13 protein-coding genes are annotated in these 13,094 nt (G+C 64.9%); 7 read left to right on the top strand and 6 right to left on the bottom strand.

The window, feature by feature from the left end; all coding sequences use genetic code 11:
• Positions 1-28: 28 nt before the first annotated feature.
• The 4 genes from DFR48_RS16700 to DFR48_RS16685 all read left to right on the top strand — a co-directional run bounded on the left by DFR48_RS16700 (position 29) and on the right by DFR48_RS16685 (position 4,325).
• Positions 29-1,870, top strand: a complete 1,842-nt coding sequence (locus tag DFR48_RS16700; RefSeq protein ID WP_114364341.1) for an ABC transporter ATP-binding protein — start codon at positions 29-31, stop codon at positions 1,868-1,870.
• A 118-nt stretch (positions 1,871-1,988) separates the two neighbouring features.
• Positions 1,989-2,648, top strand: a complete 660-nt coding sequence (locus DFR48_RS16695) for an exopolysaccharide biosynthesis protein (protein WP_114364340.1) — start codon at positions 1,989-1,991, stop codon at positions 2,646-2,648.
• A 94-nt stretch (positions 2,649-2,742) separates the two neighbouring features.
• Positions 2,743-3,534, top strand: coding sequence for a carbon-nitrogen hydrolase family protein (locus tag DFR48_RS16690; protein WP_114364339.1), 792 nt, complete (start codon positions 2,743-2,745; stop codon positions 3,532-3,534).
• A 77-nt stretch (positions 3,535-3,611) separates the two neighbouring features.
• On the top strand, positions 3,612-4,325 hold the full coding sequence (locus tag DFR48_RS16685; RefSeq protein ID WP_114364338.1) for a sulfate transporter family protein: 714 nt from the start codon (positions 3,612-3,614) through the stop codon (positions 4,323-4,325).
• 49 nt (positions 4,326-4,374) lie between these two features.
• Here DFR48_RS16685 and nth read toward each other — a convergent pair whose 3' ends face one another.
• Positions 4,375-5,175: an endonuclease III gene (gene nth / locus DFR48_RS16680; protein ID WP_114364337.1), complete on the bottom strand. Its 801-nt coding sequence runs from the start codon at positions 5,173-5,175 to the stop codon at positions 4,375-4,377.
• A gap of 19 nt (positions 5,176-5,194) precedes the next feature.
• On the opposite strand from nth, the gene DFR48_RS16675 reads away from it, so the two are divergent.
• The 3 genes from DFR48_RS16675 (at position 5,195) to tal (ending at position 7,721) form a co-directional block, all read left to right on the top strand.
• The gene (locus DFR48_RS16675; protein ID WP_245415636.1) at positions 5,195-5,668 is read left to right on the top strand and encodes a DUF2244 domain-containing protein; all 474 of its coding nucleotides are present in this window, start codon (positions 5,195-5,197) and stop codon (positions 5,666-5,668) included.
• A gap of 69 nt (positions 5,669-5,737) precedes the next feature.
• Positions 5,738-6,640, top strand: a complete 903-nt coding sequence (locus DFR48_RS16670) for a methylated-DNA--[protein]-cysteine S-methyltransferase (RefSeq protein ID WP_210206006.1) — start codon at positions 5,738-5,740, stop codon at positions 6,638-6,640.
• 124 nt (positions 6,641-6,764) lie between these two features.
• Positions 6,765-7,721: a transaldolase gene (gene tal / locus DFR48_RS16665; RefSeq protein WP_114364335.1), complete on the top strand. Its 957-nt coding sequence runs from the start codon at positions 6,765-6,767 to the stop codon at positions 7,719-7,721.
• Positions 7,722-7,984: 263 nt separating this feature from the next.
• Here the strand turns inward: tal and DFR48_RS16655 are convergent, their stop codons facing one another.
• From DFR48_RS16655 to DFR48_RS16635, 5 genes are all read right to left on the bottom strand, one after another.
• A complete protein-coding gene (locus DFR48_RS16655; RefSeq protein WP_114364334.1) occupies positions 7,985-8,677 on the bottom strand; it encodes an SH3 domain-containing protein in 693 nt (230 codons plus the stop codon).
• A 129-nt stretch (positions 8,678-8,806) separates the two neighbouring features.
• Positions 8,807-10,231: a gamma-aminobutyraldehyde dehydrogenase gene (locus DFR48_RS16650; RefSeq protein WP_114364333.1), complete on the bottom strand. Its 1,425-nt coding sequence runs from the start codon at positions 10,229-10,231 to the stop codon at positions 8,807-8,809.
• Positions 10,232-10,259: 28 nt separating this feature from the next.
• Positions 10,260-11,072: an ABC transporter permease gene (locus tag DFR48_RS16645; protein ID WP_114364332.1), complete on the bottom strand. Its 813-nt coding sequence runs from the start codon at positions 11,070-11,072 to the stop codon at positions 10,260-10,262.
• On the bottom strand, positions 11,062-12,012 hold the full coding sequence (locus tag DFR48_RS16640) for an ABC transporter permease (protein WP_114364331.1): 951 nt from the start codon (positions 12,010-12,012) through the stop codon (positions 11,062-11,064). Before DFR48_RS16640 ends, DFR48_RS16645 begins: the two co-directional genes overlap by 11 nt.
• Positions 12,009-12,998, bottom strand: coding sequence for an ABC transporter ATP-binding protein (locus tag DFR48_RS16635; protein WP_114364330.1), 990 nt, complete (start codon positions 12,996-12,998; stop codon positions 12,009-12,011). The genes DFR48_RS16640 and DFR48_RS16635 overlap by 4 nt, the downstream gene beginning before the upstream one ends.
• Between the last annotated feature and the right edge of the window lie 96 nt (positions 12,999-13,094).

The raw sequence follows: 13,094 nt of genomic DNA, 5'->3' as shown, positions 1-13,094 counted from the left end.
CAGAGTTTGCGTGGGAAGGAATCCTGAGATGACACTGCCGAACGCGGCGAGCAAGAATATGGGAGACGGTCCGGTCCTCTCCGTCCAGGGGCTCACGACCTCTTTCCGGATCAGCGACGACTGGCGACCGGTCGTCAGGAATGTGAGCTTCGACATCGCGCCTCGGGAGACTGTGGCGATCGTCGGCGAGTCGGGGTCGGGCAAGAGTGTGACGTCGCTTTCGATCATGCGTCTCCTGCCGAAATTCACGAGCAGGATCGAGGGCAGCATCAGGCTCGGCGGGCGCGAACTGCTGACGCTCGGCAGCGAGGAGATGCGCAAGGTCCGCGGCAACGAGATCTCGATGATCTTTCAGGAGCCGATGACGAGCCTCAATCCGATCTTCCCGATCGGCAAGCAGATTGCCGAAGCGATCACCTGCCACAGGCAGGTATCGGCGGCCGAAGCCAAAGCCGAGGTGATCCAGCTTCTCGAAAAGGTGCGTATCCCGAACGCCAAGGGCCGGTTCAACGACTATCCGCACCAGTTTTCCGGCGGTATGCGCCAGCGCGTGATGATTGCCATGGCGCTCGCCTCGAAGCCGCGGCTGCTGATCGCCGACGAACCGACGACTGCGCTCGACGTCACGATCCAGGGTCAGATCCTCGATCTCATCAAGGTGCTGCAGGAAGAGGAGGGGATGTCCGTCCTCTTCATCACCCACGACATGGGGGTGGTCGCCGAGGTCTCCGACCGCACCATCGTCATGTTCCGCGGCGATGCCGTCGAGACCGGCCCGACCGACGACATCTTCCATCGCGGCCGCCACCCCTATACGCGAGCGCTTCTTTCCGCGGTGCCGCGTCTCGGCTCGATGGCGGGGCATGGGCGGCCGATGCGCTTTCCGATCATCGACATCGCGTCCGGCGTCATGACGACACCCGAAACGGAGGTCGGCCGTGCAATCGAGACCCGGCGGCCTCCGATTCTCGAGGTGAAGAACCTGACGACCCGCTTCGACATCCGCAGCGGTCTCCTCGGACGCAAGTCGGGGGCCGTGCATGCGGTCGAAAACGTTTCCTTCGACCTCTGCGAGGGAGAGACCCTGTCGCTGGTCGGTGAGTCGGGTTGCGGCAAGTCGACCACCGGGCGGTCGATCACCCGTCTCGTGGAGCCGACAGCGGGTTCAATCGCGCTCGACGGGCGCGACGTGATCCGGCTCGACCGCGGCGCGCTGCGCAACATGCGACGCACCATCCAGATGGTCTTCCAGGATCCCTTCGCCAGCCTCGATCCGCGCATGAAGATCGGCGATGCCGTCATGGAGCCGTTCATCGAACACGGGCTCGGCACCAAGGCGCAGGCGCGCGAGAAGGCGGCAGATATTCTCAAGCGGGTCGGGCTCGATGCTGACATGATGCGGCGCTATCCGCACGAGTTTTCCGGCGGACAGCGGCAGCGCATCGCCATTGCCCGCACGCTGATGCTGGATCCGAGGGTGATCGTCGCCGATGAGGCGGTGTCGGCCCTCGACGTCTCGATCAAGGCGCAGGTCTGCAACCTCCTGCTGGAACTGCAGCAGAGCTTCAATCTCGCCTATCTCTTCATCTCCCATGACATGGCGGTGGTGGAGCGCGTCAGCCATCGTGTCGCGGTCATGTATCTCGGCGAGATCGTCGAAATCGGCCCGCGCCAGGCGGTGTTCGAAAATCCCCAGCATCCCTATACGAAGAAGCTGATGGCTGCGGTGCCGATCCCGGACCCGGCACGCCGCAGTGTCAAGCGCGCGATCTCGACCGACGAGATCAAGAGCCCGATCCGGCCGGTCGGCTACGAGCCGCCCCGCCGCCAGTACAGGGAGATTTCCGCCGGCCACCTCGTACAGGTGTGAGACTGTCGACAGATCCACGTGGCCGCCACCGGCGGTCACGCCGACTTAATCAAAGGCGTGTCATTGTCCCGCGGTCGATCGGCATTACATCAGGGCCGCGATCAATCGAGGAGTAGCGATGACAGGCGAAGCGGAGGCCGAGCGGGATCGGCACGGAGCCGGGAGGCGTCATCGGCACGGCGGCAGGCTGTCCGAGATACTTTCCGGGCTTGCCACGGACGAAGGACGACCGCGGATTTCCGTCGCCGATATCTTCCAGGCGATGGGCGACCGTGCCTTCGGCGCCCTGATCCTCATCTTCGCGCTGCCGAACATCGTACCGACACCGCCCGGCACGTCGGCGCTCACCGGCACGCCGCTCGTCTTTCTCGCGGCGCAACTGATGCTCGGGCAGAAACCGTGGTTGCCGAGGATCATCGCCGACCGTTCGATGACGCGACAGGATTTCGCGAGCATCGTGACCCGCGTCACCCCCTGGCTCGCCAAGGCCGAGCGGATGCTGCGGCCGCGGCTGGGCTTCCTCATCTATCCCCCGGCGGAATATCTGATCGGTTTCGTCTGTCTCGTCCTTGCGGTCATCCTCGCGCTTCCGGTTCCGCTCGGCAATATCCTGCCGGCGATCGCCATCTGCTTCTTTTCCTTCGGTATTCTCGAGCGCGACGGCATCTGCGTGCTGATCGGGACGGCGGTCGCGGGGATCGCCGGCGTCGTGGTGGCGGGCGTGGTTTACGCGCTGATCAAGGGTTTCCTCCTGCTCCTCCAGGCGACACTCTTCTGACGTTCGAAAGTTGTTTCCAGCGCGCGAAGCGCTTTGCAAAGCCCCATGCGTCGTCCTATCGTCCACGCACCTCATCGTTAGCGCAGGACATGCCATGCTGATTTCGCTTTACCAGATGCAGCCGGTTTCGGGCGATGCCGCGGCCAATCTCGCGAAGATCGCGGAGGCCGCCGAAGCCGCATCCGGCATGGGCGCCGAACTCCTCGTTACGCCGGAACTCGGAGTGAGCGGCTACGGCCTGACGCCGGAGCGCTTTTCCGAGATCGCCGAGGGGCGGGACGGCGAGATCATCGGTGCGCTCTGCGATATCGCGGCCGAATTCGAGCTGGCGGTTTGCGCCGGGTTTCCCGAACGCGACGGTCCCGTGGTCTACAACTCGGCCGTCCTGGCACGGCCGGACGGAAGTTGCGAATTCTACCGTAAAGGCCATCTCTACGGCGACGGCGAACGCGCATCGTTCACGCCCGGCGCAGATGTGCCGCATGTCTTCGATCTCTTCGGCATCCGTACCGGCATGCTGATCTGCTACGATGTCGAGTTCCCCGAGTATGTGCGCACGCTGGCGCTCGCCGGCGCCGAACTGGTGCTGGTGCCGACGGCGCTTCCGCGCGGCGAGATCAGCCGGCGGGTCGCCGATCTGGTGGTGCCGACCCGCGCCTTCGAGAACGGCGTCTTCCTGGTCTATGCCGATCTCTGCGGCGAGGAGGGCAAGTTTTCCTATGGTGGTCGCTCGGCGATCATCAGTCCCGACGGCGATGAGATCGCCCGTGCGGGTATGCACGAGGCGCTGCTGGTCGCAAAACTCGATCCGACCGCCTACGACGACTGCCGCCGTCAAAATCCGTATCTCGCCGACCGGCGGCCGGGGCTCTACCGGCTGGATTAGGCTGAAGTGCCGCGCGGGCGATCTTGTCCGTCGGGCTCTGGCATCTTACATCCGCTCCGATATTGATGGAGACCCGGATGATCTTCGACGCCGCGCGACTTGCTCTTCGCAACCTTTTCGCCCCCGAAACCCGCTCGGTGTTCTGGAAGGTGCTGGGGCTGACTATGCTCGTCCTCGTCGCCCTGTGGCTCGCGCTTCGCGGCGCCTTCATCGCCTATGTGCTGCCGTGGTTCGATGCACTCTTTCCCGGAATGCCGGATTGGGCCGGCTGGCTGACATTCGTGCTCGGCGTGCTTGCCAGCATCGGCCTTGCACTCGCACTCGCACTTCTGTTGTCCTCCGTGACGGCGGTCATCGCCGGTCTCTTCCTCGATGACGTCGCCGAAGTCGTCGAACGGCGCGACTATCCGACGGATACGCCCGGCTCGCCCATGCCGCTCGGCGAAGCACTGGTCGCCTCGTTGAAGTTCTTCGGCGTCGTCGTCCTCGGTAACCTCGTGGCGCTGGTGCTGCTCTTCGTGCCGGGCGTCAATATCGCCGCCTTCTTCCTCGTCAACGGCTATCTGCTCGGGCGCGAATTCTTCGAGTTTGCGGCCATGCGTTTCCGCAGCGCGAGCGAGGCACGGGCGTTCCGCTCGCGCCATGGCGGGACCGTGTTCATGGGCGGGCTGGTGATCGCGGCCTTCCTGGCGGTCCCGATCGTGAACCTGCTGACGCCGCTGTTTGCGGCCGGTATGATGGTCCACCTGCACAAGATGCTGAGCGCCCGCGATCCGGCGTTCGGCGCCTGACGGCCTCGGGCAGACATGGGCTGGTTACGCGGATATCGCGTAGCGATGGCTATTCGGCCGCCCCGATGACCTGCGGCGGCAGTTCGACGAGCGGGGCGGGCACGTCGCAGCTCTTTTCCGGCGACTTGCAGAGGTCGGCGATGACGCAGCGCTCGCATTCGGGCCGGCGCGCCTTGCAGACATAACGGCCGTGCAGGATCAGCCAGTGATGGGCGTGGTAGAGGTATTCCGGCGGGATGACCCGCAGCAGCTTCTCCTCGACCTCGTCCGGAGTCTTGCCGGGTGCCAGCCTGATCCGGTTGGCGATGCGGAAGATGTGGGTGTCGACGGCGATGGTCGGGATGCCGAAGGCCATCGACATGACGACGTTGGCGGTCTTGCGCCCGACGCCGGGCAAGGTGACCAGTTCCTCGCGCGTGCGCGGCACCTCTCCGCCGAAATCCTCGATCAGCTTCCGGGAAAGGGCGATGACGTTCTTCGCCTTGTTGCGATAGAGGCCGATCGTCTTGATGTAATCGCGCAGCCGCTCCTCGCCGAGATCGAGCATCTTCTGCGGCGTGTCGGCGACCTTGAACAGCGCCCGCGTCGCCTTGTTGACGCCGACATCCGTCGCCTGCGCCGAGAGCGCGACGGCGACGACAAGGGTGAAGGCGTTGACGTGTTCGAGCTCGCCTCTTGGTTCGGGCCGCTGAACCGAGAAACGACGGAACATCTCCTGAAGCTCCGTCTTGGTATAGGCAGACCTCGGCGCGACCTTGCGCCGCGCGCCGCTGTGGTTTGACTTTTGCGAAGTTTGGGTGCTGAATTTTTTCTTCGGATCGGTCATTGTCAATCTATAGTCGGGCGCCATGACGAAAGGCAATGTGGGCATGACGGAACCCCCGGTTTTCGCGGCGGAACTGACGCCGTACCGTTCTCTGGGCCGGCGCGGCTTTCGTGTCCTTCTGGCGCTGACCGGTGCCGTCTGCGCGGTTCACGCCGTGTTCTTCGTCGCCACCGGCGCCTGGCCCATCGGCCTTTTCTTCGGTCTCGACTTCCTGCTGCTTTACGGCGCGTTCCTGCTCAACTATCGCTCGGGGCGCGCCCGCGAGGAGGTCGTCGTCTCTCGTACGGCGCTTGCGATCCGAAAGTTCACGCCGTCGGGCCGCATGACCGAGCACCGTTTCAATCCGTTCTGGGCGCGTTTCTTCGTCCGCCGGCACAGCGAGATCGGCATCGTTTCGATGCAGATCTCGGGAGAGGGCAGGCGGACCGACATCGGTTCCTTCCTCAACCCGGAGGACCGGGAGAGCTTTGCCAAGGCGTTCAATGCGGCGCTGGCGACGGTCAAGCAGAGGCTTTGACCCATCGCGCAAGAAACGGGTGGTTCGCACCCGTCCGATATGGTGATGTCATGCGAAAAGGAGTTCGCCATGACCATTGCACAGATGATTTCCCGATCGGCCGGTGAGCTTGCGCCCGTCGATGTCACGCCCGAGGGCGGCGACTACGAGACAGTGCGCCGGGTCATCGAGATGCTGACGCTCGACTATCGCGAGCAGCCGTCGCTGGAGACGATCGCCGCGCGACTGAACCAGTCGCCGACGCAGTTGCAGAAGACATTCAGCCGCTGGGCGGGGCTGTCGCCGAAGGCCTTCCTGCAGGCGGTCACGCTCGACCACGCCAAGCGCCTGTTACGCGAAGAGGAAATGCCGATCCTCGAGACCTCGCTCGAGCTCGGACTTTCCGGTCCCGGACGGCTGCACGATCTCTTCGTCACACACGAGGCGATGTCGCCCGGCGAGTGGAAGCAGAAGGGCGAGGGACTGACGATCCGCCACGGCTTTCACCCATCGCCCTTCGGGTTGGCGCTGGTGATGGCGACGGAGAGAGGTCTTTCCGGGCTCGCCTTTGCCGAGCGCGGCAACGAGGCCGCCTGTTTCGAGGACATGGCATCGCGCTGGCCGAATGCGCGCTATGTGCCCGACCAGGCGGCGACGGCGCCCTATGCCGCACGGATCTTCGATCCAGGTCGCTGGAGCGACGAGCAGCCGCTGAGGGTGGTGCTGATCGGCTCGGATTTCCAGCTCCGCGTCTGGCAGAGCCTGTTGCGCATCCCGCTCGGCAAGGCCGTGACCTATTCCGACATCGCCCGCGACATCGGCCAGCCGTCGGCGAGCCGCGCCGTCGGGGCGGCGGTCGGACGCAATCCGATCTCTTTCGTGGTGCCCTGCCACCGCGCGCTCGGGAAGGGCGGCGCGCTCACCGGCTATCACTGGGGCCTGACGCGCAAGCGGGCCATGCTCGGCTGGGAGGCCGGTCAACTGAGCGGGTGAGGCCGGCGGAAATTCATTCCGTAAATCGATTGAAATCATGACCGCCCCGTTCTTGACTTTGCCATCTTCGGCTGGTGATAGTCGGGCACATTTCCGGACGCCGGATAGAACAGGGAATAGGATCATGACTTCCAAACTCGAACAGCTTCGTTCCATGACCACCGTCGTTGCCGACACCGGCGATATCGAGGCCGTGGCCCGTCTGAAACCGGTGGACTGCACGACCAACCCGACCATCGTCCTGAAGGCGCTCGGCACGCACATGTTCGACGACACCTTCAAGGAGGCGATCGCCTGGGGACGGTCGAAGGGCGGCACCAGCGAAGCCGTGGCCGCCGCCGTCGCGGACCGGCTGGCCGTCGCAGTCGGTGCGGCGCTGGCGAAGATCGTGCCGGGCCGGGTTTCGACCGAAGTCGACGCCGATCTTTCCTTCGACATGCAGGGCTCGATCGCCAAAGCGCACGAAATCATCTCCGGCTACAAGGAGCGCGGGATCGAACGCGAGCGCGTGCTGATCAAGCTCGCTTCCACCTGGGAAGGTATCCGCGCCGCAGAAGTCCTCCAGAGCGAAGGCATCGACTGCAACCTGACGCTGCTCTTCTCCAAGGCCCAGGCGATCGCCTGCGCCGAGGCCAATGCCTTTCTCATCTCGCCCTTCGTCGGCCGTATCCTCGACTGGTACAAGAAATCGACCGGCGATACCTACACGGCCGAAACCGATCCCGGCGTTCTCTCGGTCCGCTCGATCTACAACTATTACAAGGCGAACGGCATCAAGACGGTGGTCATGGGCGCCTCTTTCCGCAATGCAGGCGAAATCGAGGCGCTTGCCGGCTGCGACCGGCTGACGATCGCGCCCGCGCTGCTCGACGAGCTCGACGCCGACAAGGGGACCCTCGAACGCAAGCTCGCCCCCGAGGCGACCATTCCGGAGCCGCGGATATCGCTCGACGAGAAGGCTTTCCGCTGGATGCTCAACGAGGACGCCATGGCGACGGAAAAGCTCGCCGAGGGCATCCGCGCCTTCTACAAGGACCTCGTCGCGCTGCGCGAGAAAGTCGCCAAGGCGCTGGCCGAATAATAAGGCGAGCCGGCTGTCCATGCTCATCGAAGAGGCATAGGCAGGTGTGAAGGTACCCCCTCTGCCCTGCCGGGCATCTCCCCCACAAGGGGGGAGACCGACTCGTGGTGCGTCCTAAGCCGACTTGACCGGAGGTGCTGTGCTTATCTTCCAGGCTGGATGTTTGGACGAGCGGCTGCGGATACCTGATCTCCCCCCTTGTGGGGGAGATGGCCGGCAGGCCAGAGGGGGTACCTTGCGCCCGCCACTTCCCGCGTGGGTGATCAGTCGTCGCCCATCACGACCGTGTCGGGGACGTAGTAGGTCTCGGCGCCATCCACCGTGACCACGGCATCGCCGCCCTGCTTGCGGCTGCGGACCTCCGACCCCTCGCTGCCGGTAAAGCGGCCGGCGCGATAGTCGAGACGACGGCGCGAACCATCGGGCGCGGTGATCTCGATCGTCGCCATGGGCCCGTTGCGGACGATGCCGTAGTCGCAGGAGGTGAAGCCGTCGAAGCCGGGCAGTCGGCAGCGAATCCGCCCTGTGGCGTCGTAGGGATGGCCCGGCAGCAGATAGCCGTCATCCGGATAAGGCGGCGGGTTGGAGCCCCAATCCTCGACGAGAAAGCGGCCGTTCACCCAGCCGCTCACACGCGGCCGGTCGGTGGTGGCGATGCGGCACCAGTAGCCGGTGTCCTGTTCGAGGCAGCCGAGGTTCTTCACCGGCATGCCCTCCGCCAGCTCGCCGATCACCCGGAAATTCAGGCCGGCACCCGAACGGATCGCGAGGAGACCGCCCGGCGGCAGGCCGTAGACGTGCCAGACATAAGGATCGTCCGGGTCGTTGTAGCCGGGCTGCGGCGCGGGATAGAGACGTGGATCGCCGTTCGGCGGCAATGTCTGGGCGAGGGTTGTGTCAGCCGCGCCGACCGCAAAGGCGGCAAGGACGAGGAGCGGCGGCAGGGCAGGGCGCATGTAAGACTCTCCGGTAATATGCCGGAGGTTATACGAGCCGATCGACGACCGCCAGAAGCAGGCCTCCCGATTGGCGACGAGAGAGGTCGCCGCCGATCAGGGTGGTTAACGCTGCCTCGCTCTTCAGCCTCAGTGTGCGATCATCACGTGGCGGACCGCGGTGTAGTCTTCGAGCGCGTAGACCGACATGTCCTTGCCGTAGCCCGACTGCTTCAGGCCGCCATGGGGCATCTCGTTGCAGAGCATGAAGTGGGTGTTGATCCAGGTGCAGCCGTAGCGCAGCCGTGCGGCCGTCTTCATGGCGCGCGAGATGTCCTTCGTCCAGACGGAGGAGGCAAGCCCGTAATCGCTGTCGTTCGCCCAGGCGATCGCGTCGTCGGTTTCCGAGAAGCGCGTGACCGAGACGACGGGGCCGAAGACCTCGCGGCGGACGATCTCGTCGTCCTGCAGCGCGCCTGCAACGACGGTCGGCGTGTAGAAAAAGCCCTTTTCGCCGGCGACCTTGCCGCCGGTGACGATCTCCATGTGCTTGTGCTCGGAAGCGCGGGTGACGAAGCTTTCGACGCGGTCGCGCTGGCGCTTCGAGATCAGCGGGCCGATCTCGTTCTCGGTGTCGTCGGCCTGATTGAACTTCAGCGTCGAGACGGCGGAGGCGAGGTCGGCGACGAACCGGTCGTAGACCTTGTCGCTCGCATAGATGCGGCAGGCGGCGGTGCAGTCCTGGCCGGCATTGTAGAAGCCGAAGGTGCGGATGCCGGCGACGACCGCTTCGAGATCGGCGTCGTCATAGACGATGACCGGTGCCTTGCCGCCGAGTTCGAGATGGGTGCGCTTCACCGTCTTTGCCGCGGCGGCCAGGACCTTCTTGCCGGTCGCGATGTCGCCGGTGATCGACACCATGCCGATCTTCGGATTGTTGATGAGGCAATTGCCGACGCTTTCGCCGCGGCCGAGCACGACATTGACGACGCCGGCCGGCAGGATGTCGGCAAGCAGTTTCGCCATCTTCAGGGCTGTGAGCGGCGTCTGTTCCGACGGTTTGAAGACGACCGTGTTACCGCCGGCGATGGCGGGTGCCAACTTCCAGGCCATCATCATCAGCGGATAGTTCCAGGGCGCGATCGAGCCGATGACCCCGATCGGATCGCGTCGGACCATGGAGGTGTGGCCGGGCAGGTATTCCCCGGCGACGGGCGCGTGCAGCGAGCGGACGGCGCCGGCGAAGAAGCGCCAGCAATCGACGATCGCCGGGATCTCGTCGTTGATGACGGCGTTGATCGGCTTGCCGCAGTTCAATGATTCCAGCGTGGCGAAGCCGGCCGCATCCTTCTCGATGGCGTCGGCGATCGCGAGCAGGTAGGCGGCACGCTGCGAGGGCGTTGTCGCCGACCAGCTGTCGAATGCTTTCTCCGCGGCATCGACGGCGGCGTCGACCTGCGCGAGCGAAGCCTCCGGAAGCTCCAGAATGGTTTCGCCGGTCTTCGGATTGAGGATCTTCTCCTCGATCTCGGTGCCCTTTTCGAAGCGGCCGTCGATCAGCATCTGGGTGTCCATGTCGTTCTCCCTCATCTGGTTTGTCGGGTTATTTGCCGCTTCCCGAAATCCGGTCGGTGTCGCGGGTGAGATAATAGGCCGCCAGGATCGGCAGGAAGGTCACGATCACCACCAGCATGGCGACGACGTTGGTGACCGGCCGCTGGCGCGGGCGAATGAGTTCCTCCAGCATCCAGATCGGCAATGTCGCCTGCTGTCCGCCGGTGAAGGTGGTGACGATGACCTCGTCGAAAGAGAGCGCGAAGGCGAGCATGCCGCCGGCAAGCAGCGCGGTCGCGATGTTCGGCAGCACGACGTAGCGGAAGGTCTGGAAGCCGTCGGCGCCGAGGTCCATCGACGCCTCGATCAGCGATCCCGAGGTGCGGCGGAAGCGGGCGACGGCGTTGTTGTAGACGACGACGATGCAGAAGGTGCCGTGGCCGAGGATGATCGTCCACATCGAATATGGGATCTCGGCCAGCGAGAAGGCCGAGCGGAGCGCAATCCCGGTGACGATGCCCGGCAGCGCGATCGGCAGGATGACGAGAAGCGAGATCGCCTCGCGGCCGAAGAAGGCCGAGCGTGCGACGGCGGCGGCGGCGAGCGTGCCGAGCACGAGGGCGACCAGCGTGGCGATGCTCGCCACCCTGACCGAGAGCGTCAGCGCTTCCCAGACGTCCGGCCGGTTCCAGGCGACGGCAAACCACTGGGTGGTGAAGCCCGGCGGCGGCCACTGGAAGCTCTTCTCCTCGGTGGTGAAGGCGTAGACGAAGATCAGGAGGATCGGCAGGTGCAGGAAAAGCAGCCCGCCGGCCGCGGCGATCTTGAGCGGCCATCCGGCCGAGGAGCGATCAGAGCGCATCGAAGGCCCCCATGCGTTTGGCAGCCCACAGATAGACGCCCATGATGGCGATCGGCACGACGGAGAAGGCCGCGGCGAGCGGCACGTTGCCGGCCGTTCCCTGCTGGGCGTAGACGGCCTGGCCGATGAAAAGCCGCGAGGAGCCGACGATCTGCGGAATGATGTAGTCGCCGAGCGTGAGCGAGAAGGTGAAGATCGAGCCTGCGACGATGCCGGGCATGGCAAGCGGAAGCAGCACGTTGCGGAAGGTCTGGCCGGGATGCGCGCCGAGGTCGGAAGAGGCCTCGATGAGGTTGCCGGGAACACGCTCGAGTGCGGCCTGAACCGGCAGGATCATGAAGGGCAGCCACACATAGACGAAGACCAGGAAGGTCCCGATATAGCTGATCGACAGCGAATTGCCGCCTATCACCGGCAGGGAAAGGATGCCGTCGAGAAGCCAGGAAAGGTCGAGACGCTCAAAGGCCCAGGTGAGGATGCCCTCCTTGGCGAGGATCAGCTTCCACGCATAGACCTTGACGAGGTAGCTCGACCAGAGGGGCAGCATGACGCCGAGATAGAAGAAGGCCTTCCACCGGCCGGTCGCATAGCGCGCCGCGTAGTAGGCGATCGGAAAGGCGAGCACAGCCGATGCGAGCGTTACCGCCGCGGCCATCACGACCGTCCGCAGGATGATGTCGAAATTGGTCGGGATGAGCAGTTGCCGATAGGTGGAAAGCGTCAGTTCGTAGTTGATGAGGCCGGAGAAGTCGTCGATCGAAAAGAAGCTCTGTAAGAGCAGCGCCAGCAGCGATCCGACATAGATGATGCCGAGCCAGAGGAGCGGCGGGATGAGCATCACGGCGAGCAGCAGCGCCGGGCGGCGCCAGAAGACGTCGGAGAGGCGGCCGAAGGCGCCGGACCTGCCGGGCAGGATGGAGGCGGTCGATACGTCGCTCATGCCTCGCCGTCCATGTAGTGGAGATCGGAGGCGAGCCACGAGATTTTCGCCTCTTCGCCCGGTTTCGGCGTCGCCTGGCCGGCCGGCACCATGACGTTGAGGGCGATCTCTCCGACGCGCAGATGGAGGCGGGTGGCGCTGCCGAGGAAGCTCTCGGATATCACGGCGGCGGCGATACCGCCTTCGGAAACGAGGCGGATCGCCTCGGGCCTCAGGCTCGCCCAGCGCGCCTCGCCGCCGAGGCGTTGCATGTCGGCCGGCGCGATGACGTTGGAGGAGCCGACGAAATCGGCGACGAAACGGGTCCGCGGACGGTTGTAGATCTCCTGCGGCGTTCCGGCCTGGACGATGCCGCCATTGTTGAAGACGGCGACGCGGTCGGCCATTGACAGGGCCTCGCCCTGATCGTGTGTTACGAAGACGAAGGTGATGCCGAGCGAGCGCTGCAGGCTCTTCAGTTCCTCCTGCATCTGCTCCCGGAGTTTCAGGTCGAGCGCGCCGAGCGGCTCGTCGAGCAGGAGCACCTTCGGCTTGTTGACCAGCGCGCGGGCGAGGGCCACGCGCTGGCGCTGGCCGCCGGAAAGCTGGCCGGGCTTGCGGGCGCCGTAACCGGGGAGTTTCACGAGTTCCAGCGCCTGCTCGGCGAGGCGGAGGCGCTCCGCCTTGCCGACGCCCTTGACCATCAGGCCGTAAGCCACGTTGTCGAGAATGCTGAGATGCGGAAAGAGCGCATAGTCCTGAAAGACCGTGTTGACCTGGCGGCGATAGGGCGGAACGCCTTCGGCCGTCTCGCCGAAGATCTCGATGTGGCCGGAGGTCGGCTGCTCGAAACCGGCGATCAGCCTGAGGCAGGTGGTCTTGCCGGATCCCGACGGTCCGAGCATGGCGAAGAACTCGCCCGGCGCGATCTTCAGGTCGACCGCGTCGACGGCTTTCACCGGGCCGAAATGGCGCGACACCTGCGAGAAGGAAACGGCTGCGGTCATCAATGGCTCCAGAGATTTCAGATCTGCCGGTCGAAAGCCGGCGGGGGCCTACCCTCCCCTTGAGGGGGGAGGGTCGGACCGAAGGTCCGGGGTGGG

It is taken from the genome of Ciceribacter lividus (genome assembly GCF_003337715.1).
GTDB classification, from domain to species: Bacteria; Pseudomonadota; Alphaproteobacteria; order Rhizobiales; family Rhizobiaceae; genus Allorhizobium; species Allorhizobium lividum.
This window is presented reverse-complemented; position numbering and strand designations above follow the sequence as displayed.